The 26,482-nt window shown below is 39.9% G+C and carries 19 protein-coding genes; 9 read left to right on the top strand and 10 right to left on the bottom strand.

What is annotated here, in order from left to right:
- Nucleotides 1-19 precede the first annotated feature (19 nt).
- The 3 genes from EV194_RS02395 to EV194_RS02385 form a co-directional block, all read right to left on the bottom strand.
- Nucleotides 20-1,210 (bottom strand): AGE family epimerase/isomerase, encoded by a 1,191-nt coding sequence (locus tag EV194_RS02395; RefSeq protein ID WP_132431711.1) that lies wholly within the window; start codon nt 1,208-1,210, stop codon nt 20-22.
- A gap of 125 nt (nt 1,211-1,335) precedes the next feature.
- Entirely contained in the window at nt 1,336-2,514 is a 1,179-nt protein-coding gene (locus tag EV194_RS02390) for a glycoside hydrolase family 130 protein (protein WP_132431709.1), read from the bottom strand.
- A 45-nt stretch (nt 2,515-2,559) separates the two neighbouring features.
- Nucleotides 2,560-3,672, bottom strand: a complete 1,113-nt coding sequence (locus tag EV194_RS02385) for a glycoside hydrolase family 26 protein (RefSeq protein WP_132431707.1) — start codon at nt 3,670-3,672, stop codon at nt 2,560-2,562.
- Between the two features lie 563 nt (nt 3,673-4,235).
- Here EV194_RS02385 and dnaE point away from each other — a divergent pair.
- Together dnaE and trxA are read left to right on the top strand one after the other, a co-directional pair.
- Nucleotides 4,236-8,024 carry a DNA polymerase III subunit alpha gene (gene dnaE, locus EV194_RS02380; protein ID WP_132431705.1) on the top strand — a complete coding sequence of 1,263 codons (3,789 nt, stop codon included), beginning with the start codon at nt 4,236-4,238 and terminating at the stop codon, nt 8,022-8,024.
- A gap of 112 nt (nt 8,025-8,136) precedes the next feature.
- On the top strand, nt 8,137-8,454 hold the full coding sequence (trxA, locus tag EV194_RS02375) for a thioredoxin (protein WP_132431703.1): 318 nt from the start codon (nt 8,137-8,139) through the stop codon (nt 8,452-8,454).
- Nucleotides 8,455-8,540: 86 nt separating this feature from the next.
- Here the strand turns inward: trxA and EV194_RS02370 are convergent, their stop codons facing one another.
- From EV194_RS02370 to EV194_RS02355, 4 genes are all read right to left on the bottom strand, one after another.
- Nucleotides 8,541-9,935 (bottom strand): NupC/NupG family nucleoside CNT transporter, encoded by a 1,395-nt coding sequence (locus EV194_RS02370; protein WP_132431701.1) that lies wholly within the window; start codon nt 9,933-9,935, stop codon nt 8,541-8,543.
- Between the two features lie 36 nt (nt 9,936-9,971).
- Nucleotides 9,972-10,577: a bifunctional nuclease family protein gene (locus EV194_RS02365; RefSeq protein WP_132431699.1), complete on the bottom strand. Its 606-nt coding sequence runs from the start codon at nt 10,575-10,577 to the stop codon at nt 9,972-9,974.
- Between the two features lie 230 nt (nt 10,578-10,807).
- Nucleotides 10,808-11,791: a lysylphosphatidylglycerol synthase transmembrane domain-containing protein gene (locus tag EV194_RS02360; RefSeq protein ID WP_132431697.1), complete on the bottom strand. Its 984-nt coding sequence runs from the start codon at nt 11,789-11,791 to the stop codon at nt 10,808-10,810.
- Nucleotides 11,784-12,776 carry a lysylphosphatidylglycerol synthase transmembrane domain-containing protein gene (locus EV194_RS02355; protein ID WP_132431695.1) on the bottom strand — a complete coding sequence of 331 codons (993 nt, stop codon included), beginning with the start codon at nt 12,774-12,776 and terminating at the stop codon, nt 11,784-11,786. Before EV194_RS02355 ends, EV194_RS02360 begins: the two co-directional genes overlap by 8 nt.
- A gap of 175 nt (nt 12,777-12,951) precedes the next feature.
- Here EV194_RS02355 and rsmA point away from each other — a divergent pair, with 175 nt between their 5' ends.
- Nucleotides 12,952-13,737 (top strand): 16S rRNA (adenine(1518)-N(6)/adenine(1519)-N(6))-dimethyltransferase RsmA, encoded by a 786-nt coding sequence (gene rsmA, locus EV194_RS02350; RefSeq protein WP_132431693.1) that lies wholly within the window; start codon nt 12,952-12,954, stop codon nt 13,735-13,737.
- Nucleotides 13,738-13,775: 38 nt separating this feature from the next.
- Nucleotides 13,776-15,140, top strand: a complete 1,365-nt coding sequence (mgtE, locus tag EV194_RS02345) for a magnesium transporter (RefSeq protein ID WP_132431691.1) — start codon at nt 13,776-13,778, stop codon at nt 15,138-15,140.
- Nucleotides 15,141-15,283: 143 nt separating this feature from the next.
- Here the strand turns inward: mgtE and EV194_RS02340 are convergent, their stop codons facing one another.
- Together EV194_RS02340 and EV194_RS02335 are read right to left on the bottom strand one after the other, a co-directional pair.
- Nucleotides 15,284-15,943 (bottom strand): hypothetical protein, encoded by a 660-nt coding sequence (locus EV194_RS02340; protein ID WP_132431689.1) that lies wholly within the window; start codon nt 15,941-15,943, stop codon nt 15,284-15,286.
- 435 nt (nt 15,944-16,378) lie between these two features.
- Nucleotides 16,379-18,181, bottom strand: coding sequence for an SLC13 family permease (locus EV194_RS02335; RefSeq protein WP_132431687.1), 1,803 nt, complete (start codon nt 18,179-18,181; stop codon nt 16,379-16,381).
- A gap of 252 nt (nt 18,182-18,433) precedes the next feature.
- Here EV194_RS02335 and priA point away from each other — a divergent pair, with 252 nt between their 5' ends.
- From priA to EV194_RS02310, 5 genes are all read left to right on the top strand, one after another.
- Entirely contained in the window at nt 18,434-20,896 is a 2,463-nt protein-coding gene (gene priA / locus EV194_RS02330) for a replication restart helicase PriA (RefSeq protein ID WP_132431685.1), read from the top strand.
- 538 nt (nt 20,897-21,434) lie between these two features.
- Entirely contained in the window at nt 21,435-21,755 is a 321-nt protein-coding gene (locus EV194_RS02325) for a type II toxin-antitoxin system RelE/ParE family toxin (RefSeq protein WP_132431683.1), read from the top strand.
- Between the two features lie 11 nt (nt 21,756-21,766).
- Nucleotides 21,767-22,861 carry a HigA family addiction module antitoxin gene (locus EV194_RS02320; RefSeq protein WP_132431681.1) on the top strand — a complete coding sequence of 365 codons (1,095 nt, stop codon included), beginning with the start codon at nt 21,767-21,769 and terminating at the stop codon, nt 22,859-22,861.
- A gap of 73 nt (nt 22,862-22,934) precedes the next feature.
- Nucleotides 22,935-24,398: an RNA polymerase factor sigma-54 gene (rpoN, locus tag EV194_RS02315; RefSeq protein WP_132431679.1), complete on the top strand. Its 1,464-nt coding sequence runs from the start codon at nt 22,935-22,937 to the stop codon at nt 24,396-24,398.
- Between the two features lie 99 nt (nt 24,399-24,497).
- Nucleotides 24,498-25,100, top strand: a complete 603-nt coding sequence (locus tag EV194_RS02310; RefSeq protein ID WP_132431677.1) for a PAP2 family protein — start codon at nt 24,498-24,500, stop codon at nt 25,098-25,100.
- A 5-nt stretch (nt 25,101-25,105) separates the two neighbouring features.
- On the opposite strand, the gene EV194_RS02305 is transcribed toward EV194_RS02310, so the two are convergent.
- Entirely contained in the window at nt 25,106-26,233 is a 1,128-nt protein-coding gene (locus EV194_RS02305) for a 4-phosphoerythronate dehydrogenase (RefSeq protein ID WP_132431675.1), read from the bottom strand.
- Nucleotides 26,234-26,482: the final 249 nt, after the last annotated feature.

Here is a 26,482-nt window from a genome sequence, read left to right as displayed (position 1 = left end):
TAAAGTTGTGTTATCAGTTCTATAAACGGTTATATAGTTCCATTAATGCTCGTGAATTGTGATACGGGCATTTCCAGAAACCTGCTTTTGGATCAGAAGTTATGGGTAATCCCTGATCATTCGTCCGTAGATGCCACTCTCCATTTTCCCTGTCAATGATATGGGTTTTGATATAATCCCACATTTTCAACATGGCAGTCTGGTATTTTTCCTTACCGCTTAGCTGAAAGGCATTCATAAATCCTACCATGGCTTCTGCCTGTACCCACCAATGTCTGTCTCTGTCTAAATGATCGGTGGAGGGATCTTTTTCGTAATATAACGAATTGTCCTGAGCCAGCCCCTCTTTAAGCGTAACATCCGTCATTCGGAGACTCATGGATTCAACTTGCTTTAATAGTTCCGGGTTGTTTATAAAATCAGCGGCTTCACACAGCAACCAAGCTCCTTCAATATCATGGCCATATGAAACCATTTCTGATTTTACCGTCCAATCTTTATCAAAAAACAGTTCGAAATGCGCATTTTCAGGGTTGATTATTCTATCATGAAAAACCTTAACGAGATTTTCCATCTTCATTTTTAAGCCATCATCAGGCCATACTCTAAAAAGGTTGGTATATGGTTCAATGATGTGAAGATGAGTATTCATTGATTTTGGTTCGTTGGCATCTTTTTCACTCAGCCGCATATCCTGTAATGGCATCCAATCTCTAGACAGCGCTTCAATGTAACCTCCATGTTGATGATCGAAACTGTATTTTTCAATGCAGTTGAAGAGTTTAATGGCATAGTCAAGACTCTCTTTATTTCCTGTAGCTTTGAAATATTCAGAAAATCCATATATGCCAAATCCCTGTGCATATATTTGTTTTCGGTCGTTATGAACATTTCCTTTTACATCAACGCTCCAGAATAGGCCATCGAATTCTCTGTCCCAGAAATACTTGATGATATAATTATAGGCCAGATCTGCTACTTTTAGATACTGTTCATTTTTCAGAAAGTTATATGCCGAAGCAAAAGTCCATAAAATACGAGTATTCAATACGACTCCTTTGATGGCTTCAGAGTTTGGTGTCCCATCATTACATAGTTCTCCATAGAAACCTCCGTTTTCCTCGTCAGCGGTATGGTTTTTCCAAAAATCAAGAATGCTGATGTACTCTTGTTTCAGTTCATTTTTTAGTTTAGAAACATCCAGGTTCATAAAATTATATTGGGATAAGAATGAAGAGGCTGCGAAGGCGGTTTGCGCCGGTCTCTAATCTGGTTATTGGCAAAGATCGTTTAACCTCCAATTCGTAGACCCTTCTTTTTTAATAGATACTGTTATTACATGAATTTGAGATTTTTGTCAATTAGGTTGTTGATGGTTTGCACCGATGCTGCCGAGCGTAATTGATCCTGCGGCGAATTAATGCAATAGTCAACCAACTGATCGATGGTGGAAATCGCCACATGCATACGGGTGTCCGAAGAAGCATAATAAATGTAAACTTTCCCATCATCATCGGCAATCCATCCATTGTTAAACACCACGTTGGAAACATCTCCCACTCGTTCTTCTTTTAACGGTGCTATAAAATGACCATTGGGCTTGTATGTCACCAGCCACGGTTTTTCCAGATCGGTCATGAACATATAAATGGTGTATCGCAAACCTGCTGCGGTATTTCTTACCCCATGTGCCATTTGAAGCCATCCTTTTTCTGTCCGGATGGGAGCCGGTCCCAGTCCGTTCTTTACTTCATAAATGGTGTGGTAGGTTTTGGCATCAACGATGACTTCCTCTTTTATTTCTGCATTTTCAATGGATTCGGAGAATCCAAAGCCGATTCCTCCTCCCTTCCCGGTATCGATGAATCCATCCTGGGGGCGGGTGTAAAACGCGTATTTTCCCTCAATAAAATGAGGAAATAGCACCACATTTCTTTGTTGGCCTGTTGTTGAAATCAAATCGGGCAGGCGCTCCCACTTTACCAAATCTTTGGTGCGAGCAATTCCCGCAGCTGCAACAGCACTGCTGGTATCTCCTGAAGGCGCTTCAGGATCTTTTCTCTCTGTGCAAAATACGCCATAAACGTATCCATCGTCATGCCTGGTTAAGCGCATGTCATAAACATTGGTGTCAGGCTCTTCGGTTTCCGGCAGTGTGATGGGGCGATTCCAAAATCGAAAATTGTCAACGCCGTTTGGACTTTCAGCAATGGCAAAAAACGATTTCCGGTCGTTCCCTTCTACGCGAACAGCCAACAGGTATTTATCTCCCCATTTGATGGCTCCTGAATTAAAGGTGGCATTAAACCCAATTCTCTCCATAAAACGAGGATTGGTTTCAGGATTCAAATCATAACGCCAGTGAAGCGGGATGTGATTCCTCGTAAGAATGGGGTTTTTATAGCGGCTGTAAATGCCATTGGTGCTAAATAGTGCCTCATTAGGTTTTAATAACAGAGCTTCGTGCTCTGTTTTTACGCGGTTATACCGCGTTGTAAATAAATCTTTCTGCATCAATTCTCAATTATAATCTTGTAAATGTGTTTGCTTTCGCAATAATTATTTCTGTTGATGATTTACCCAATCGTTTAAAAGCCAGATATGTTGCTGAGATGTAAATTGGCGAAAATCTTCTGCTGCCGGATGTTCGGGGTAGGGAACATAAAAGTGGTCAAGATCATGGTTTCTCCAAACCATGACGTAGGCCATTCTTTTGGTCCATTCGTTGGCATTCAGTACTTTTGCCAATGATTGGGTGTACCAGTTTTCATCAGGAATTCTGTCCAGGCCCGTTTCGGTAAACGCAGCTATTTTTCCTGTTTCTTTTGCGTATTTAGCCGCAATTTCAAGTTTTAATATGGCATCCTGAAGTCCATCAGATCCTCTTCTCATGTCATAGTAATTGTCCACACCAATAACATGCACATATTCATCCCCCGGATACCAGGTTAAGTACTCCTGAATTGAATTAAAAAACCTGTCGGGTGAATAGGCCACCAGGAAGTTGTCCAACCCCTGTTTCCACATATAATCAATGGTGAATCTGAATAAGTCTATCATCTCATCCGGAGTTGTCAGGTCTGCACCCCACCAAAACCAATTTCCATCCATCTCATGCCACGGACGAAATATAAATGGTAGAGGTTGGCCATTTTCTTCATTTAGTTTTTTGAAAAAAGCCACCAATTTATCCATGTGTTTTAGAAAGACTTCGTGATGCGATCCTCCCGGAAGTATATGTTTTACTACTTCTTCATCGGTTACCCATGAGCTCTTACTCTCATCCAGAGCTGAAAAAGGATGCCAGCTGAATGTATTTACACCTCCATTTTGATGAGTCCAAATGGCGAATTGCCTCATTTTATTAAAAGGTACGCTGTCCAGGTTCACTTCATGACCCAGTTCGATACCCCCAAGCTCCCATCCAAAAAGTGCCGGGTAATCACCTGACGTTCTTTTCACATCTGATTCCCCATCCACATATTTCCAACCAATTCCATATGCCAGATCATCCTGATGGCCAAACAGGGTTGCTTTTCCGGTGATGGACATTAGGTCGTCAAACAGTTTTTGAGCAACACTTATATTCTCCTCACCAGTTTGGGATGAAGGATTTGAGCAGCCTGCTAAAATGAAAAGTGATAGCAGAATCGATAATAAAGTTGTTTTCATATTTTACCGTGTTGTATATTGTTGATATTCAAATGTTGTTGGGGTTTATTTTTCAAAATGCAAAATAGATGGATTTTATTGCTGAAACAAATACGAATTAATCACATTCTTATACTATTCGGTACTTTGTTTATAAATTTAATAAAGTCCTGAGATACAATCATGCAGGGTTGAGGTTCAGTTTTGCACAAATTGTCTTTCACGTTGGCTCACTATGTTTAATCTATGATGTATTTCATATATGTAGCCTTAAATGATTCTGTTAGGCGTGGAGTTGATGTGATCAAATTCGTAGTTTGTGAATTAGGCTTTTGATTAATAACATGTTTACAATTATAATCGCTTAAACGATTATAATAGCAAATAAATCAGACAAAAGTGATTCTAGTTGAGCAGTGTTTTGAATAAAAGAGAAGCTGATACTATTTTATCTATAAGATTTTCCCAATTGACAAACCGGGAATCTCAAAAGAAAAACTTTCGTCAAATTTAACTGTTACCTCTGTAATGGAATTGCTATTTTTGTTCGAAACAGAAAATCATATTGAAAGCTAAAACTTATCATGGCTAATATTCCCTTTACACATTTACACGTTCATTCTCAATACTCTATACTTGATGGTCAGGCGAGTGTTCAGGCGTTGGTTAACAAAGCTGTTGAGGACGGCATGTCTGCCATTGCCCTCACCGATCATGGAACCATGCTTGGCATTAAGGAGTTCTACGATTTATGTAAAAAGAAAAAAATTAAACCGATTATAGGAGTGGAGGCCTATGTGGCTGAGCGAACCATCGCTGATCGCTCCGATAAAAATCTGGATCGGTCGGGACGGCACCTGGTCATACTTGCCAAGAACCTGAAAGGATATAAAAATCTCCTGAAACTAACATCCATTGCCTATGTGGAAGGATTTTTCTATCGCCCCCGAATTGATAAACAGCTACTTGAAAAGCATCATGAAGGATTAATTATCACATCGGCCTGTCTGGGAGGCGAAATCCCCAGGAAAATCATCAACAAAGATTTTGACGGAGCCAAAGAAGCCATTCTCTGGTACAAAAATCTTTTTGGAGAGGATTTTTATTTGGAATTGCAGCGGCATCCTTCTGAAGATCCGCGTATGCGAAAGCTGGTGTACGATGAGCAGGTTGTTGTAAATGAAAAATTGCTTGAATTCGGTAAAGAATTGGGAGTAAAAGTGATTGCTGCCAATGACGTGCATTTTGCCGATGCAGCAAAAGCAGAGGCTCATGATGTGATGATTTGTCTCAATACCGGGAAGGATCAGGATGATGAGAGCCGGATGCGATATACGCGTCAGGAGTGGTTCAAAACAACGGCGGAAATGAATCAACTTTTTGCCGACATTCCGGAAGCGTTACAAAACACCATGGAAATTGCCGATAAGGTAGAAATATATGAATTGGACTCGCCTCCAATAATGCCACTTTTCCCAATTCCTGAGGATTTTGGTAGCTGGGAAGGGTATCGTGAAAAGATTAGTGAAGATGATTTAAAGGAAGAGTTTGGAGAAGAACGTTATGCGTCTCTGGGTGGTGACTATGATCATCTGCTTCGGGTTAAGTTAGAAGCTGATTACCTTGAACATTTGGCTTATGTAGGTGCAAAAAAGTTTTATGGAGATCCGGTTCCCGATAATGTTAAGGAACGAATTGACTTTGAGCTGAACACCGTGAAAACCATGGGTTTTCCAGGTTACTTCCTAATTGTTCAGGATTTCATAAATGCAGCACGCGATATGGGTGTTTTGGTAGGCCCCGGTCGTGGTTCAGCTGCAGGTTCGGCAGTTGCTTTTTGCGTGGGTATTACTTCTGTTGATCCCATTAAATTTGATTTGCTGTTTGAGCGTTTTCTCAATCCCGACAGGATTTCGATGCCTGACGTGGACATTGATTTTGATGACGACGGTCGACAGCTCGTTCTTAACTGGGTGGCTGATAAATATGGTAAAGATAAAGTGGCGCATATTTGTACTCTGGGAACCATGGCTGCAAAATCGGCCATAAAGGATGTTGGCAGGGTGCTTAAGCTTCCTTTATCGGAAACCGACCGAATATCTAAATTAATTCCTGAAAAACCGGGAACCAAACTCGCCAATGCATATAAGGAAGTTTTGAACCTGGAAGCAGAAAATGGAACTTTAGAGAATGTTCTGCCTGCTCTGGAACGAAAGCTTAGTGCAGCACGTTCTGCGAATAAGGATAAAGAGGTGGCTCGTTTAGAGATGCTCCGCATTTTTGCCACAGAGATGCTGAATGGAAGAAATTCCGGAAATGGAACCTTGTTGAAAACTCTTGAACTTGCATGTGACCTGGAGGGATCGATACGTCAAACAGGCGTGCATGCCTGTGGCGTTTTGATTGGTCGCGATCCGCTTGATGAACACATTCCTTTAATGCCGGCCAAAGAAGGTGTAAACCTTCTGGTTACACAATACGAAGGCAATCTGGTTGAATCCATTGGGTTGCTTAAAATGGACTTTCTGGGCTTAAAAACTCTTTCCATCATAAAGGAGACACTTGAAGCCATTAAGTTATCTAAAGGGTTTGATCTCGATATGGATGATACCAATTTCACCTATGACGATGAGAAAACCTTTGAACTTTTCTCACGAGGTGAAACCACAGCCATCTTCCAGTTTGAGTCGGCGGGAATGAAAAAATATCTTCGCGAACTTCAACCCAACCGTTTTGAAGACCTGGTGGCCATGAATGCCCTCTATCGTCCGGGTCCTATGGAGTATATCCCAAATTATGTAGCCCGTAAGCATGGCAGGGAGGATATCAATTATGATCATCCGCTGATGGAATCCTATCTTGAAGAGACATATGGGATTACAGTTTTCCAGGAGCAGGTGATGCTTCTGTCGAGGAAGCTCGCAGGTTTTACACGTGGAGAATCAGACTCCCTTCGTAAGGCCATGGGGAAAAAACTGATGGAAGTGATGGCCAAACTAAAGGCTAAATTTTCAGAAGGGTGTAAGAAGAATCCGGAATTTATTGAAGGTTGCGAGAAGGTTGGTAAGAAACCGGATGTGTTGATTGAGAAAATTTGGAAGGATTGGGAGGCTTTTGCCAGTTACGCCTTCAATAAATCTCACTCGGTTTGTTATGCAAACCTCGCTTATAAAACAGGATATCTCAAAGCACATTATCCTGCTGAGTTCATGGCGGGGGTTTTAAGCCGAAATCTAAACGACATCACCAAAATTACCACCTTCATGGAAGAGTGCCGGCGCATGGGAATTGAAGTCCTTGGACCGGATGTAAACGAAAGTCACCTGAAATTTACGGTTAATAAAAAAGGAGCTTTACGCTTCGGGATGGCTGCAATCAAAGGTGTTGGAGAAGGCGTTGTTCAGGAAATTATAAAAGAACGCGAGAAGAACGGACCATACAAAGATGTTTTCGATTTTATTGAGCGAATTAGTTTACAAACTGTAAATAAAAAGGCCGTTGAGGCGCTTGCTGCTGCAGGAGGATTTGACAGTCTAGGAAATATTCACAGAGCTCAGTTTTTTGCTGTGGCTACAGGCGATGACGGTTCTTTTATTGAAAAGCTGATTCGTTACGGAAACCGCTATCAGAGCGATAAGGCAACCAATCAGATATCACTTTTTGGATCAGCCGAGTTGGCTGTTGAAATTAAGAAACCTGACATTCCTCAATGCCTGGAGTTTTCAACTCTTGAGAAGCTTGAGAAGGAGAAAGACCTAATTGGAATCTACCTGTCGGCGCACCCTCTTGATGATTATCGACTTGAAATACAAAATTATTGCAATCTGGAGGTAAGTAAGTTAAATGAATTAGAACCTCTGAAAGGTAGAGAGTTTACAGTAGGAGGAATGGTGACCAATGTTCGGCAGGGACTTACAAAGAAGGGAAACAAGTTCAGCATATTAACCCTTGAAGATTACTCCGGTAGTTTTGATTTTGCCTTTTTTGGAGAGGACTACATCAAATTCAACAACTATTTTGAATCCAATCTTTTTATCATGGTCAAAGGGAAAGTGCAACCCAAAAAATACAGACAAGAAGAGTTGGAGGTCAAAGTACATAGTATTTCATTGTTGTCTGATATTTTGGAGAATCAGGTTAAGTGCCTCACTCTTCGCATTCCTTTGAGCGGTTTAACCAACGAGGTGGTAACCGAGTTGGCTCATATCACCATGGAGAACAAAGGCAAGGTCTCTCTCCGTTTTCAAGTTTATGACGAAGAAAATGAGCGTCAAAACATCAAACTTTTATCACGAAATGTGATGGTCAATTTAACCGGTGATTTGGTGCGGTTTTTCGAAGAAAGGCCTGAAATTTCAATGATATTAAGTTAGGATTTTTAATCTAAAAATGGCTATCTTTGAACAAGAGCGCATTTTTTGTGTTTTTAATATATCCAATTAATTTTAAATTTATATCTAACAATATTAAATAAACCAGATAATTATGGCAATTGAAGTAACTGATTCCAATTTTGATGAACTGGTAATGAATTCAGACAAACCTGTTCTTTTGGATTTTTGGGCCGAATGGTGTGGCCCATGTAGAATGGTAACTCCTATTGTAGCAGAGTTGGCCGATGAGTATAAGGATAAGGCTGTTGTTGCAAAAATGGATGTTGACAGCAATCCTGAAACCTCTGTTAAGTTTGGTATTAGAAATATTCCAACCATCCTGTTTTTTAAGAATGGAGAAGTTGTAGATAAGCAGGTAGGAGCTGTTCCTAAAACAATTTTGGCTTCTAAACTTGATGCAATTCTGTAACTAAGAAATAGTTGAGAGTAAAGAATAAAGGCGATTCCTACGAATCGCCTTTTGTATTTTAATTCTATGGTTATCAGAAATCTCTTTTAACCTAATATGGTACCAATAATTGTAGCTGATAAAAGGGAAGCCAGTGTTCCTGCAAGCAATGCTCTTAATCCCAGTTGCGACAATTGAATTCTTTTCCCAGGAGCAAGTGACCCAATACCTCCTATCTGTATGCCAATTGAAGCAAAATTAGCAAAGCCGCACAAAATGTAGGTGGCCATTATTATTGATTTTTCCTGAAAAAATGCTCCGGTTTGTTTCAACTCCCCCAAACTGACATAGCCAATAAATTCGGTCATGATAATTTTCTCACCCAAAACCCGTCCGACCAAATCAATGTCCTGACCATGAACTCCCAATAGCCACATTAAAGGAGCAAAAATATATCCCAGAAGAAACTGCAAAGATAACTCGGTATACTGACCATTGGTCAATTCTGCAATTCTCTCGTTTAAACCAAACCAATCGCCGGTTTTAAGAAATATAAAATTAAACATGGCAATAAATGAGATGAAAACCAGCAGCATCCCTGCTACGTTTACTGCCAGACGAATGCCTTCGGTGGTTCCGTTGGATATGGCATCCAGAATATTTTTTCCAATCCGGTCTTTACTGACTTCAACTTCTTTTGAGATGGATTCGGTTTGCGGAATCAGCATTTTGGCAATGACCACAACTCCCGGAGCAGCCATGATTGAAGCTGCAAGCAAATGCTTGGCATAAATCAATTCCTGAACCGGATCACCGCCTCCCAGTACTTTTATATAAACTGCAAGTACACCGCCTGCCAGAGTTGCCATGCCTCCTGACATAACCAGAAGCATCTCTGAACGATTCATCTTTTCAAGATAGGCCTTGATCATTAACGGGGATTCGGTTTGACCCAGAAATATATTTCCTGCTACCGATAAACTTTCAGCACCCGATAAGCGCAACAACTTGGTCATAGCCAGCGCCAGATAATAGACAACTCGTTGAATGATCCCGAAGTAAAAAAGGACACTGGTAATGGCCGAGAAAAAGATAATGGTTGGAAGTATGGTGATGGCAAAATTCAACAGTGGCGATTCAATGGTATCCGTTTGAAAACTGCTGAATAGGAAATGGGTGCCAGCCTCAGTAAAACTTAAAAGTTTTACAAATATTTTACCTACAAAATCAAAGATGGATTCAACAAAAGGAATGTGAAGAATGCTGAGTGCCAGAGCGATTTGGATTCCCAATCCGATTGCAACTACGCGCCAGTTGATGGCTTTTCTGTTGGAGCTGAATAACCATGCAATAGCCATGATACTCAACATTCCAAGTAGGCCACGAAACAATCCGGTTAATGTAAAACCCATGCTTTCGGGAATTGGAGTTACGGTATTTTCTCCGGTGGCGGGGAGGATAAAAAGGATCAGTAAAAACAGCAGAGCAGTATATCTCTTCATACTTCAGGCCTTAGAATTTTATTTTTGGAGTACCCTTTATTTTTCACGGCGCTTTATCTCATCCCTTATTTCTGAAGCTTTTTCATAATTCTCACTTTCAACAGCTTCTTCCAGCAGCACCTTCAATTCATCCAGCGACTTGGCTGTGTAAGCACTGGAACTTCCAGAAGCTGAAACTCCGGATTTTGCACCACTGCTTTCGGTGGTCTCTTCTTTGGGATCGCCAAAGTCAAGAACAATGCCTGCTTTTGACAATATCTCCTCGTAAGTATATATGGGACAGTTAAATCTTAGCGCCAAAGCAACTGCATCGGAAGTGCGGGAATCAATTCTGATCACTTCGCCCTCTTTCACACAAACCAGTTCAGAGTAGAAAATACCCTCTTCTAGTTTGTAAATGACCACCTCCAACAGTTCAACCTGAAAAGCTCTGGCAAATTTAAGAAACAGATCGTGTGTTAAAGGACGGGGAGGCTCAAGGCCTTCAAGTTTGATGGCTATGGATTGCGCCTCAACACCACCAATGATGATTGGAATCCGCCGTTCACCCTCTTCTTCTGCCAAAACCAGTGCATAAGCACCCGATTGGGTTTGTGAATATGATAATCCTAATATGTTTAGTTTTACTTTCTTTTTACTCATTCGAAATTAGTTTTTAGCATTGCCTGAAAAACTATCGTTTCAGATGATAAAATGCCAATGGTGTTTTATTTGGCTTCTTGTAAGTGTTTTACGCATGATCCTGGCTTGGGTAAAATAGAATTGGATCATATCAGTAACAAATATATGAATTTGTTTTAAGATTAATTCTTTATGTAAAAATTTATGGTCAGGAAAATTTATACAATTGCAAGCAAAATCATTCTTTCAATTCATGTTTGGTTTATAGGCAGGGAACTCCTTTTCTCCTGACTTTTAAAAAATGATGCTAAAATCACAGGCGTTCCAACGTTAATGACCCAGAGTATAAAAACGGATACCATAATCGCTTCGTAATTAACAGATATCATTCCGAATAGAAACAGCGCCACCGAGCCTCTTATGCCTATATCGGCCATGGCAATTGCGGGTATAAATGTAATGGTTGCAAAATAGATGAAAATCAGATTAAAATCGGAAGGATGTGTTGAGATACCAAAAAACCATAACATTAACCAAAGTTGAGAAGTGTACACCATGTATCTTAGAATTGTAAATCCTGTTACGATGATTATATTTTTAGTTGTTAGCTGTTGCAGCACAACAATATGTTGTGCTGCTTTTTTAAAGTAGTGTTTGCTTTTTTGAGAAGATATGATTTTAAAAAGCATTACCAGAATGATCAGCATGGTTGCAATAAATATTCCGACATAAAAAATGATCTGCTCCTTCAGTGCCGATAATAGGGTTGAATTGAAATCACTTGTAGAGGCGAGGTAAACCAACCCTCCAATTCCGCCAATTCCCAAAACAATGTTTTGCAGGATGCTTCCGGCAGCTGATAGCAGAAAGGCTTTAACGCGTGATCCCTGTGGAAGCATTAGCGCTCTGGCTAATGGTTCTCCTATACGAGCAGGCGTTATAACTCCCAATTGAAGTCCTTTCAAAACCTGAATTAACGAAATCTTAATATTTTGAATCCGAATCGGCGTTAACAGATATTTCCATTTTGCCCCTTCAAAGGACATGTTAAGAGCCAGCATCAGAAATTGAATAATCAGCAAAAGATAAAAGATCGAACTGTTGTCAGAAAGATGTTGAAAGAAGTCCTCCCATTTTTGGAAGTTAATAATCCGGTAAACCACATATGCAAGAGACACCACAGATATGATCAATCTGGCTAACCTGATGGAGATTTGGTTTTTCTGATCATTCATTTTTTGCCTGTTTCGGATTAATTAGGGGTAAAACCAGCAATGAAATAAGTCCGCAAACCACGACCATTAAATTGAATGCGCCATGTGTTACCAAGGCAAAAACTGCAGCCTGTGACGTTGGAATGTGGTATCCGACCAATGCTGTTATAACCATAAAATGCCATGGGCCGATTCCTCCCTGAACCGGTGCGACCATGCCCAAAGTCCCAAAAACAAACACTGTTAACCCGGCAAGAAGTGATAGGTGTTGAGTGGCCGGAAAAGCTTGGAAGCTTACATACATCATTAAAAAATAGAAGAAAAAAATCAGAAGAGTATGTATGATGAACCAAGGTTTGTGTATCACTTTCCGAAAAGAGAGCAGTCCTTCTCTGAATTTTTCCCACAGCGTTTGTATCCTAAAGAACAGTCCGCTTGCCTTAATCTTTTTTCTAAAAAACCAAAACGACATAAAAAGCAGAAAGATGACAACATAAGGCGTAGGAGTCAGCAAGTATGTTTTGAATGCACTATAATCAATCATTCCTGAAAGCATTCTTCGAAGCAAGCCAAACTCAAGAACTAAAACCAGCGAAAAGGAGACGATCAACATAATCAAATCTAAAATTCTCTCTGTGACCACGGTTCCCACCAATCTTGAAAAGGAGATGTTTTCGTAACGACTTAAAACTGCACATCTCGATAGCTCGCCCATTCTGGGAATGGCCAAATTGGCAATATAGCCTATCATCAAAGCCAGGAAAGTGTTGATGAACCCGGGACGGCGATCAACGGGAGCAATCAACATTTGCCAGCGTATGGTGCGGCTTAAATTGCTCAGGAACGCAACAAATATCATGGCAGCAATCCAAAAATAATTCACCTCTTTTTGCAGAGCATTCATGAGTTCTTCCGGATCCTGGTCTTTGTATAACCACCACAATATCCCAAGTCCCAGCAGCAAAAAAAAGACAAACTGGAGCGCTTTATACTTTTGGGTTTTCAAATTACCGGTTTTTTTATTTCAGGTTGAATAAAGAAATATGTAAAGCTAAAAGAGGTTACAAAAATAGTCTTACCTTTGTACCGCTAATATTTATTTTATTTACAATGTTACGAAATGAAATGATATTGGCCAAAACTGAGAATGAATGTCTTTATAAACCGGTGAACCATGGACGATGAAGCGTGTAAGGGCAAAAAAACATCTGGGACAGCACTTCCTGAACGAACCGGCCATTGCCGAAAGAATAACAGAAAGTCTGTCAACCCCTCCGACTTATGTCATTGAGGTGGGGCCAGGGATGGGTGTGCTTACACAATTCCTTGTTAATAGACCCGATATTGAACTGCAACTGGTTGAAATAGATACAGAATCTGTTTCTTATCTTCATGAGCATTATCCGCAACTGCAGAACAAAATTATTGAAGGGGATTTCCTAAAACTGGATTTTCAAAAGTTATTCCCCGGAAAGTTTAGTATCATAGGCAATTTCCCATATAATATTTCCAGCCAGATTTTCTTTAAGGCTTTCGAGAACCGTCATCAGGTGGAAGCTTTGGTTGGCATGGTGCAAAAAGAAGTAGGAAGGCGAATAACCTCGGGTCCCGGCTCAAAAGAGTATGGCATTCTGAGCGTGTTCTTACAATCATTTTACACGGCCGAATATCTTTTTACCGTAGACGAACATGTGTTTATTCCGCCTCCTAAAGTAAAATCTGGTGTAATCAGGCTGCTAAGAAACGATGTGGAAAAACTTCCATGCGATGAAAAGTTGTTTATTAAGGTTGTGAAAGCTGCTTTTAACCAACGTCGAAAGACGATGCGAAACAGCTTGAAGAATATTCCATGCAACATGGAAGCGATTAAACACCTCCCGGTGTTTAATCTTCGTCCTGAACAGTTGTCTGTTCAGGGATTTCAGGAACTCACATCATTGATTCAGGAGCATCCGCTTTGTGAATGATGTGTACTTAATTGTGTAACCGAATAAAACTCCGGTCTATGGCAAATTTTGAACTCACAAGGGAATATATTGAGAATCTCAGACTTCTGATTGAACAGAAAGATGAGGAGACTTTGTTGCAGTTACTCGGAGAGTTACACCCTGCCGATATAGCTGAAATTTACGAAGAACTCAGTATCGAGGAGGCCAAATACCTCTATTTTCTACTTGACGATGACACTGCCGCCGACGTTCTGATTGAACTTGAAGAGGAGGACCGGTTAAAATTCCTGAAAGCGTTGCCAAGTGAGGTCATTGCCCGCCGATTCATCGACAAGATGGATTCGGATGATGCCGTTGACGTACTCTCTGAACTTGACGAAGAGCGACAAAAAGAGGTACTCTCTTTTCTGGATGACATCTCTGTTGCCGGCGACATCGTAGATTTGCTTCACTACAAGGAAAATTCTGCCGGTGGATTGATGGCCAAGGAATTAATTAAGGTCAAAGAATCATGGAGCATTATAACCTGCCTGCGCAGTATGCGCAGGCAAGCCGAAGAGGTGGATGAGGTTTATTTTGTTTATGTAGTAGATAATGATGGCATTCTGAAAGGAACCCTATCATTGAAAAAAATGCTTTTAAGCGCTACAGATACCATCGTTAAAGACATCTACAATCCCGATGTAATTTCAGTAAGCGCAGATGTTACGTCGGAGGAGGTTTCCAACATTATGAATAAATACGATTTGGTTGTTCTTCCGGTTACCGATAGCATTGGCCGATTGGTTGGCCGCATTACCATTGATGATGTAGTGGATGTGATGCGCGAAGAAGCCGAGAAGGATTACCAGCTTGCATCGGGTATTACCCACGATGTGGAAGTGTCCGACAGCGTGTTCCGGCACACCAAAGCACGTATCCCCTGGTTAATGATTGGATTGGTTGGCGGTCTTTTTGGCTCCAGGGTGATTAGTGTTTTTGAGGGAAATATAGATGATAATCCGCAAGTGGCATTTTTTATGCCACTGATTGCTGCCATGGGAGGAAACGTTGGTATACAATCTTCAGCAATTATGGTTCAATCTTTGGCCAGTGGAAGTCTTGGTATTGAAAGTAATCTAAAGAAACTGCTGAAAGAGTTGTCCGTGGCATTGTTGAATGCTACTGCTCTTGCTCTTCTTGTATTTGCTTATAACATGGCCATAGGGTCGGTGTTTGCCCTTACCCTCACTGTTGCTTCAGCCATGTTTTCAGTAGTGATGTTTGCTTCTCTGTTTGGAACATTTTTACCGCTGTTCCTGCATAAATTAAAAATTGACCCGGCCATGGCCACAGGCCCATTTATTACTACGCTTAACGATATTTCAGGAATGTTTGTTTACCTGCTATTGGCCGCATATTTCTTTGGAATATTTGTATAAATTAGTCGTTCATAAAGCTTTTTTTGTAGCCTGAATTACAGGTATGTGCAAACTTGCTTGTTGATCATGCAATGTAGTTTAAACCAAAGACTTGATTTTGTCTGGCATCTAATATTCTGTAAATCTAATGATCTATTGTAATATCATACTTCACACAAATCCATCGGCTCAATAATGGCTTTACGGGAAGTTACCTGCTTTTGCCAGAGATTGTATAAATCAAGCTGCAGTGACCTTGAATTGCCCTCGGTTTGTACCAGACGATTACGTCTGGCTATCACATATCCGTTTCCATCGAAGGTTTCTCCAACCAGAAAATCGATGATTCCATGGAAAACATCGTTTATACCGGTCACTTCGGAGTGGCAGTTCACAATAAGGTTGAGCCGATGAATTTCCTTTAGCCAATTAATGGATGAAAGAAATTTATCTGTTACTCTGAAGCCAGAGTTTATATTCAAAACCATATGTGAAATGGCCGGACGTGCCTCTAAAATTTGGCTGATTGTTCCCATTTCGTCAGGATATTCGAAATATGGCTGACAAACAATGCCCAGACTTTTCATCAGTGATTCTGTTTCCTCGCTCTCTTTATGGTGGCCGCAAGTAATCACCTCCTCGTCCCATGATGTGATGGAAGATAGAAGCATCAGGAAGGCTTCATTCCTGTTCCCATTTGTTCTGATTAATTCATATCCGGACTGATAAAATCGATCCGGCTCGTAATATCGGTTTGTCCAGGATGGCATAACCTGATTGCAAAAAGAACTGTTTTCCGATAGAGTAATATTCGATTGCAGCATAAGTATAGGTTAATGGTAATTAGGAATAGATCTCTATTAGCACAGGTAAATAACTAATCAACCTGCAATTTTGTTCTTAATTCGTCAAAACAATTTAAGTTTCTGACTACTTAAATTTACTCTGAATGTGTTACCTCTGCATCAAGAATTTGTTAACAGCTTGTTATATTATATTAATGCTGCTACAAATAAGTTACTTTGGAACTCGAAATTTTACCTGTGTCTCTTAATGTATAGACAAATACCTTTGGCTTAACACGTACGATGCCATAGGTTTTTCTCTATGTTTATTGTTATAATAGTTCGTTAAACTTTTTTGTTTCCTTGATTTACAGCCAGATACAAACCTGTCTGTAAAGCATATAAGTAGCTTTAAATCAAGTATATTCTTTTGTCTATTATCTAAAAGTCTTATATTCTAACGATCTATTATTGTTAAAAACTCCACAAAAACGGGATGACTGTTAACGATACAATAAATGCAATGATATTCAGTGGCAGACCAATTTTAACAAAATCAGTGTACTTGTAATTGCCTATTGATTGAATAATCAGATTGGTTTGATAACCAATCGGAGTTGAAAAACTCGCTGACGAGGCCATACAAATGGCCACAAAAAATGGTTTGGGATCAACCCCCATTTGCTGACCTGCTGCCAGTGCAATTGGGAACACCAATGCTGCCGCAGCATTGTTGGTAATGAGTTCGGTAAAAATATTGGTAAGAATGTATATGGTTGCCAATACCACAATGGGACCATGATTTTGAGAAAAACTAATGGCAGTGGAAGCAATCAGCTCTGCCACACCGGAATTTTGCATGGCTTTACTGATTCCCAAAGAGGCGGCAATGGTAATCAGAACATCCCAACTGATGGCTTTAGTATAACGTTGGTGGGGAACAATTGATGTCCACACCATGATAATGGCTGCCAGAGATGCAAACCAGAACATGTCCAGCCTGTTTGGCCCAATTGGCGGCAAATGTTCGCCAATTGTGGCACCTATGACCATCAACAGAACAATAACTGCCGCAAGTATTTTTTTGTTTTTATTGGTTCCGTTGCTCACATCACCAATGTATGAGGTGAGATAAAAAATCTTGGACTCACTCCAGTTTTTGATAAACTGTTCGGTGGCCAGCAAAATAACAGTATCTCCTTCCTGAAGCACAATGTTTTCGATGTTGTCGGTAATGCGTTCTCCATTGCGATTAATGGCCATTACGACAGCCTGATAGTGGTGATAGAAATCAAAGTCACCAATGGTTTGTCCCAACCCCGGAAAACGCGGAGCCAAAACGGCCTCTACCTGTTTAAGTTTTTTGTTTTTTAATGATTCGTCCATGTTGTCTATGCCCTTTAGCTTAACGTATGGACTGTTCATTAAATCATAGAAGGTTTCGGATGTTCCGCGCAATAAAAGCTTATCGTTCTCTTCAATGGTTGTTTCTTCATCTTCAAGATTGTACTCTTTGCCATTGCGCACCAGTTTTTCAATTTTAACCGTTCTCAGGTCAGGAAGAAATCCCCGTACTGGTTTCTGACCAATTAACCGGCTCTTTTCGGTAACATAAACATCATAAAAATACTCTTTGAACTGGTTCTTTGTCATGTGTTTTGCCCGTTTTCCGGGTAAAAGCAGTCCGCCCATCAAAGCAATGTACAAAAGTCCTGCAATGGCGATTGGAAGTCCCACTTTTCCAAGTTCGAACATGGAAAAACCTTTCATGCCATTTTCGAGCATCAGACCATGCACTACAAGGTTGGTTGAAGTGCCAATAAGGGTGCACATTCCGCCCAATATGGCTGCATACGAAAGAGGCATCAGGAACTTGGATGCGGGAAGCTGTAACTTTTCCGACCAGTTTTTTATGATGGGAGCAAATATGACGACTACTGGTGTGTTGTTCAGAAATGCTGAGAAGAATGAAATTGGCAATGCAATTTGCAGATAAAGCCAGTGAATGGCTTTTCTGCGCTTCGGAAGTATCATTCGTGCTGTAAACCGCAGTGCACCTGTTAAGCTGATGCCTTCGCTTACGATAAAAAGCACCGCAACTGTAATCATCCCTCTGTTTGAAAACCCCGAAAGGGCTTCATCGGTACTGATAACACCCATAACCATCAACAGAATCATGGCTGAAAAGAGTATCATTCCCGGCCTGACGAGCTCTTTTATTAGAGCTACAACCATTAATGCAATTACTATGAGTACAACGCAGGCTTCAAATGGCATTTTAAGGATTCGGTTTAGTTGGTTTCAAATTATTCTTTGGCAATTTATTTTGGTTAGAGATTTGAGCATATGATTTCAAGATGTAATTTTAACAAATATTTGAGTTTTCAGAATGGGTATTTTTACCCATTTTGCATACCTAAATAGTAAGGAATTCGACCCAGGAGTAATTTCGAATTGTTATATTTGCTTTAAACAGATTGTTTTTGCTGATTAGTTCCATCAAGAGGGGAAAAAACAAAAAATAGAGAGATGAAGTATGCTGATATAGTGCTGCCGGTACCTTTGCCAAGATTGTTTACCTACGAGGTTCCTACGGAACATCGAGGAACCACAGAATCAGGTCAGAGGGTAGTGGTATCCTTCGGGAAAAAGAAACTTCTGTCTGGAATCATTTTCTCACTTCATAACAACAAGCCAGAAGCTTACGAAACCAAACCTATTATATCCATTCTCGACGACAAGCCCATCGTAACATCAAATCAGTTAAAGCTTTGGGAGTGGATGGCCGATTATTATCAATGTACTTTAGGGGAGGTTTATAAAGCAGCATTGCCATCGGGTTTAAAACTTGAGAGTGAAACCCGGATTTATTATAATGATGAGTTTGAAGCGGAATCCGTATTACCTGAAAAACATCAACAGATATTAGATTTTATTGCTGCAAAAAAGCATAGCACCATCAGTGAAATAAATCAGTTTTCAGGCCTTAAAAGTTGTCACCACATTTTAAAGCAGTTAATTGATATGGATGCCATTGTTGTAAATGAGCAGCTGAAAGGTTCGTGGCGACCGAAAACTGAAGTTTTTCTTTCACTGCATAACGATATGCATAATGAAAATTCTCTTCGTGATGTATTTGAGACCCTCAACCGTGCTCCAAAGCAGCTGGAGGTTTTGATGCTTTTTTTACAGCATGCAGGAGGGGTAGGTGGAGCAATTGCAGGGAAAGAAATTTTGAAAAAGGAATTTGTTTCAATAAACGGCAATGCGGGTGCTGCTATCAATGAGCTTGTAAAAAAGGAAATTCTGGTTCAGACAAAACGCAATGTGGATCGTTTGCTTACCAGTAAAGTTGAGAAAGTTCAGGAATTGAAAATTTTATCGCCTGAACAGCAAACAGCTCTGAAGGAAACCATTGATGGTTTTGGTGAAAATCGACCTGTGTTGTTGCACGGCGTTACATCAAGCGGTAAAACGGAGATTTATATCCACCTGATTGAACAGGTTTTAAAGCAAGGCCAACAGGCTCTGTATCTTTTACCCGAAATTGCGCTTACCACTCAAATAACCAATCGATTGAAAGCTCATTTTGGAGATAAACTTGGAATTTATCACAGTAAGTTCAGCGATGACCAACGAGTGGAAGTTTATAATAATTTGTTGAATAATAAGAGTTACCGGGTTATTCTGGGTGTTCGGTCATCGGTGTTTTTACCTTTTAGCAATCTCGGATTGATCATTGTTGATGAGGAGCATGAGAATTCCTTTAAGCAGTTTGATCCTGCGCCACGCTATCATGCCAGAGATGTAGCTCTTGTGTTGGGTCAGCAATTCAAATCCAACGTTCTGTTGGGAACTGCCACCCCATCCATCGAAAGCTATTTTAATGTTCGTAGTAATAAATACCGGTTGGTCGAGCTCACCACTCGGTATGAAGGAATGATGTTGCCGGAAATCATTGTGGTGAATACCCGTGAGGCGCAGCGAAAAAAAATGATGCAATCTCACTTTTCACCCCAGTTGCTTGAACATATTAAAGAGGCTTTGAGCAATCAGCAGCAGGTCATTCTTTTCCAGAACCGGCGCGGTTTTGCCCCATTTATGGAGTGTATGTCATGTGGCTGGATTCCCAAATGCAAACATTGCGATGTAAGTTTAACATATCATAAACACATTCATCAGCTGATTTGTCACTATTGCGGATATTCATCAAATGTCCACTCAACTTGTCAGGCATGCGAAAGCCCAACTCTGATCTTAAAAGGTTTTGGAACTCAAAAAATAGAGGAGGAGATTGGTCAGATTTTCCCGGAAGCATCCATTGCTCGAATGGATTATGACACAACCCGCTCACGCAAAGGATATGAAAACATCATATCCGGATTTGAGCAGGGTGAATTTAATATTTTGGTAGGTACACAGATGGTGACAAAAGGCCTTGATTTTGATCGGGTCAGCCTGGTCGGCATTTTAAATGCCGACCAAATGTTGAATCATCCGGATTTCAGAGCCTTTGAAAAAAGTTTTCAGATGATGGCTCAGGTGAGCGGTCGTGCCGGACGCAAGCATAAACGTGGTACGGTAATTATCCAGACATCAGATCCGGAACATCCCGTTATCGCGAAGGTTAGAAGTAACAATTACGCGGCCTTTTACCAGGAACAAATCGAAGAGCGGGAACAATTTAATTACCCGCCATTTTACAGAATCATCCATCTCACCATAAAACACAAAAACCAAAATGTGACCAATCAGGCAGCAAATTATCTTGCCGGATTGTTGCGATCCGTATTTGGATCGAGGATTCTTGGTCCGCAAGTTCCGCCTGTAAACAGAATACAAGATCATCACCTGCAAAGAATCATGATTAAATATGAACGGAAGGCTTCTCCATCGCAGGTTAAAAAGCTGATTCGGGATTGTATTAATCAGACATTGGCTAATGAGAGGTGGAAATATGTACAAATTGTTAACGATGTAGATCCTTTATAAAAAAATGCACCATTTGGTGCATTTTTTACATTATGCAAATGCTTTTTACCATTTGCAAATGCTGTTTTTATGAAATACCCTACTTTTGATTTAGAGATAACAAACAAGGAGTAAATCCCTTCCCTTAATCTATTAAACCAAAGCAAAAATACAGGTTGTTGAAAAAGGCACTTTCCGAAACCGGGTTTCCAATTCACACGGTTTTCAGGAGGTGCTTTTTTGTTTGAATACATTATACCTTTTCACTACTGTCAGATAAAAACTTTTTTGTCCATAACAGGACATTAATGCAATTCTAAACATGGTTAAGGATTAATTCGACTTGCCTTCTGCATAGTAAATGATGGTTGCCAAACACCTATAACAAGACTTCAATATTTCTTGTGATAAATGGAAACAAACTCTCGCAATCTAAAAATTTGTTATGCTGATAGTCACAAAAAAGAGATTAGAAAACAAAATTAGGCCTCTCAAATTATTCACTAAATTAGTGAATTAAAATAAAAACATATACCTTTGCATCATAACCAACCTTAAAATGGAGATAGTCTTTGAGAAGGAATATTTAGAACAGCTATATACAGAAGGGAAAGCAAAAGGCAAAAAGCACCGCTTTCCCAAAGGCGTTATCCCCAAATACATACAAACAATTGACAAATTAAGAGCTGCTGGCTGTGTAGAAGATTTATTTCCCATCAAAAGTCTGAATTATGAAAAATTAATTGGCGACAAAAAAGGTCTTGAATCGGTTCGGGTCAATCAACAATATCGAATTGAATTCAAAAGTTCCCTCCAAGGCGAAGAGCCTGACACAATAACCATTTGCTCAATTATTGAATTAAGCAACCACTACAAGTAAAGACACGAATTATGACAACACAAAAAAGTATAGTCCCCCATAAGGCTACACATCCTGGTACACTAATCAAGGACGAACTTGAAGCCAGACCGGAATTAAAGCAAAAGGACTTAGCAAAAGAAATCGGCGTAAAAGCATCTTTTTTAAATGAAATTATTAAAGGAAATCGACCCATTACGGCCGATATAGCAATCCTGCTTGAAGAGGCTCTTGAAATTCCGGCAGACTACTGGATGAAATTTCAATCTCAATTTGAAATAGATAAAGCTCGGGTAAAAGAGAAAAACATTAACAGAATTAAAAACAGAGAAATTTGGAAAGTCATCAAAGAATATGTCCCCGTCAACTATTTTAAGAAGCTGGGATACTTAAAAGACAGTCTTGAAAAAGATATACCTGCAATCAAAGCGATATATAATGTTTCAAGCGTCGATGACCTGGTAACCACCTTTGCAGGTCATAAATTGTCTTTTTACAGAAAATCTGAAAAGCTGCAGGTTGATGAAAAAAACATGCTTGCATGGAGTTCTCTTGCCATGTATGAGGCTAAACAACAATCTGTCAGTGCATTTAATCCGGAAAACATTAATCAACTGTGCCAAAAGCTAAACACCATCTTCTTTGAAAATGACAATACAATTGAAAAGGTGAAATCCACCCTGAATCAATTCGGAATAAAACTAGTGCAGATTGAAAAGCTCGACAAAACTCCGGTAGATGGATTTTCATTTTGGTCTGAAAACAACCCAGCCATTGCATTGACTTTAAGACACAAAAGAATTGACAACTTTGCATTTACCCTTATGCATGAAATTGCACATATCTATTTGCACATAACAACCAATAAAGAAAAAAGCTTTCTGGATTTGACCCTAAAGAACAGTAAAGATGTTTTTGAATCAGAGGCCGATCAATTTGCCCAGGAAAGATTGATACCTGAAGATTGTTGGAAGAATATTAAAAGCAACAAACTGCCCCCGAATGATGATAAATTACTTGAAGTAAGTCATAATTACCAAATCCATCCGGCAATATTACTTGGACGTATTAGTTACGAGATGAACCATTATGCGCTTAAAACCGAAATTGATAAGAGATTGAATTGATTGTATTTCGAAATTAAGGAAATAACTGTATTTTTGTAGGGAAGCGTTATTGTTTCCAATATTTCGAATAAGTATGCTTAAACAGAGTTTACAACATAAATTATTGCAGAAGTTATCGCCACTTCAAATACAGGTGATAAAACTGCTTGAAATCCCAACTGCTCAGCTTGAACAGAGAATCAAGGAGGAGCTGGAGGTAAACCCTGTTCTTGAATATTCAAAGGATAGCCAGAACAACTCTGATGATAATTACGAGGACAACAGCGATGCTCCAGCAGAAAATGAAGTTGAAAAAGATGAGTTGTCCATTGACGATTATATAAGGGAAGACGATATTCCGGCCTATAAACTTCAAAGCCATAACTACTCGAAGGATGATAAGTATGAAGATATTCCATTTTCAACAGGGACTACTTTTCACGAACATCTTGTGGCGCAGCTGGGCCTCAGAATCATGACTGAGCATGAACGAATGATTGCGGAATATATGATTGGCAATATTGATGAAGATGGCTATCTGAGGCGGGAAGTGGATGAGATAATTGATGATTTGGCTTTTTCTCAAAACATTGAGGTAGACGAAAAAGAAGCACTGGACATACTGGAGGTGATTCATGATTTTGATCCGGCAGGGGTAGGTGCACGGGACTTGCAGGAGTGTCTGCTTCTGCAGATTGTTAAAAAGGATCGATCCAACCCGGCCATCGAACATGCATATACTATTCTGAAGAGTCATTTTGAGGAGTTCACCAGGAAACATTACGACAAAATTTTAAAACGTCTTCATTTGGAAGACGCTGAATTGAAGGATGCCATAGATGAAATTCTGAAATTGAACCCCAAGCCCGGAAGTGCTTACAGCAACCCAATGACCAAGACAGTTCAGCATATCATTCCTGATTTTATGCTTGAGGTGGAGGATGGTCAGCTTCAACTTAGTCTAAACTCCCGAAATCTTCCGGAACTACGCGTCAGTCATACCTATTCGGAAATGCTTTCTGATTATCAGGCCAATAAAAAGAATCAGAGCAAAGAGCAGAAAGAGGCCGTGATGTTTGTGAAGCAAAAACTTGATTCTGCCAAATGGTTTATTGATGCCATCCGGCAGCGACAAAACACACTGATGACTGTTATGGAAGCCATTCTTGACTATCAGAAAGAGTATTTTGTTGAAGGAGATGAAACGCGGCTTCGTCCTATGATTCTGAAGGATATTGCGGATGTTACGCAACTTGATATAAGCACCATTTCCAGAGTTTCAAACAGCAAGTACATTCAAACCCATTTTGGGATTTTCCCTTTGAAATATTTCTTTTCTGAAGGTTTACAAACCGATTCTGGTGAGGAGGTCTCAACCCGCGAAATAAAAAAGATTCTGGAAGAGTGTATTGCCAATGAAGATAAGCGGAAACCGCTTACCGACGACCGATTGGCGCAGATACTGAAAGAAAAATCTTATAATATTGCCCGCCGGACTGTTGCAAAATACCGTGAGCAGTTGAATATTCCCGTTGCACGACTCAGAAAAGAGCTTTAGACGATGTTGCGACAAGTCGAAACTCTGAGTGCGGTTTATTTCTCTGGTTTGAATAATGGTTGAGTAGTTGCATTTTGACTTTTTTAAAGAACAATTCATATGAAGCTAGCCAGTAAGATTGTATCCATTCTTTTTCACCCTATGTTGATGCCAACCATTGGGATATATCTGATTTTTCAGGCCGGGACGCATGTTTCGTATATGTCATTGGATGCAAAAAGAATCATATATTTTACTGTGTTTCTTTCAACAGCCATTTTACCTCTTTCATTACTACCTTTACTTTATCAGTTTAAACTGATAAAGAGTTTTAACATGGAAACATCTCGTGAGAGGCTGTTTCCGGTGTTTTTTGCCGGACTTTTTTACTATTTAGGGTATGCTTTATTGAAAAAAATGGGTGTGCCGGGACTCATCGGAAATTTTATGCTTGTAACCTTGCTGGCTCTACTATTAGCGGTTGGCATTACCATTTTTTGGAAAATAAGCATGCATATGATAGGAATTGGAGGTGTAACCGGTGCAGTTATGGCATTGGCTTTAAGGTATGGCCTTGATATGTCGGGATGGATGGTGCTTCTTTTCCTTGCATCCGGCATTACTGCTACAGCCCGTTTGCACCTTGGCGCGCATACGCCGGCACAGGTGTATGCAGGATTTGTGCTGGGATGGAGCGTCGTTTTTGGTTCGGTGTTAATGTAAATTGATCATTGTTCAAATTGAAACCCCAGATTTTTTAGTGTTTTTACGGATTCCTGATTCAGATATGAATCAGGATGAATGATCCATGCCTCAAATTCCCTTCGGATGGGATAGCTACCTCTGATTTTTTCAAAATCTTCGGGATGATTTCTCAGTTTCAGATCGTCATCCTTTATATCATAAGTTGATAAAAAGGCATTTGCCGCAACCAAGGATGGATGTTTATCATGAGCATCAAGGCATATGTAATGATTAGCAGGAGATGGTATTGATTCCGGTGTCCATTCGGTAAGGGGAAATCCTAGCTTTGAGGCCACTTTTTGAACTGCCATTGTGGTGCCGTTTGCTTTTCCATCCATTGAGTAACCAGCAATGTGAGGCGTTGCAATCCAGGTTCTTTTATGCAGCTCAGGATGTATGTGCGGTTCGTTTTCCCAAACATCCAGAACCAGACGTGAAATATCTCCACCATCCAAACCACTCAATAATGCGTTGGTTGAGGTTACCTCTCCCCGTGAGGAATTAATGACAATAGCCCCTCTTTTTAAAAATTTAATTGAATCATTGTTCAGAAGGTGAAAGGTTGCATCAGGACTTTCCATGTTTAGAGGGGTATGAAAAGTTACAATGTCTGATTTATTAAGCAGGGTTTCCAAAGAAGAGAATTTGCCTGAACCTTCCTTTCTCTCCCGTGGGGGATCGTTTAGCAATACTTTGAATCCCAGAGTGCGTGCCAGAGCTTCAATTTTTGAACCAACCATGCCCACACCAACAATACCTAATGTTGTTGATTCAGGCTTTAAACCTTCTTTTATCAGGTGAGCAAAAACAGAAGCAATGTATTGTCGCACAGAGCCTGAGTTACACCCCGGAGAATTACACCACTCAATACCTGCTTTCTCTAACCAGGGAATATCAAAATGATCGGTTCCAATGGTTGCGGTAGCAACTATTTTAACTGATGATTCCTTAAGCAATTGTTCATTACACTTTGTTCTTGTGCGGACAATTAACGCATCGGCATTTTTCACATGTTCCGGCTGAATATCTTTTCCGGGGTAGTATTCAACGGTTGCATATGGTTCAAATACTCCTTTTAGGAAAGGGATTTTATCATCGGCTACTATCTTCATCTTGATCTGGAAGTGTTTGTTAAGTCTTTCTGATAATCAAATTTAGTGGTTTTAATGCAAAGAATTGTCGTAAGAATCAATTTAGTTTTTAAATTTTATATAAAAGTAAATTATACATAATCATTTGAAAAGCCTTGTCTCATGGGGTTATATTCCTTCAAATCAATTTAAAGTGATGAAAGTTGATTTTTTAGGTTCTAAGAAAAAAGCTATTTTTGTATTTAACTTTCCTTTTTTGTGGTGGTATTA

Source organism: Natronoflexus pectinivorans, from assembly GCF_004345615.1.
GTDB classification, from domain to species: Bacteria; Bacteroidota; Bacteroidia; order Bacteroidales; family Marinilabiliaceae; genus Natronoflexus; species Natronoflexus pectinivorans.
This window is presented reverse-complemented; position numbering and strand designations above follow the sequence as displayed.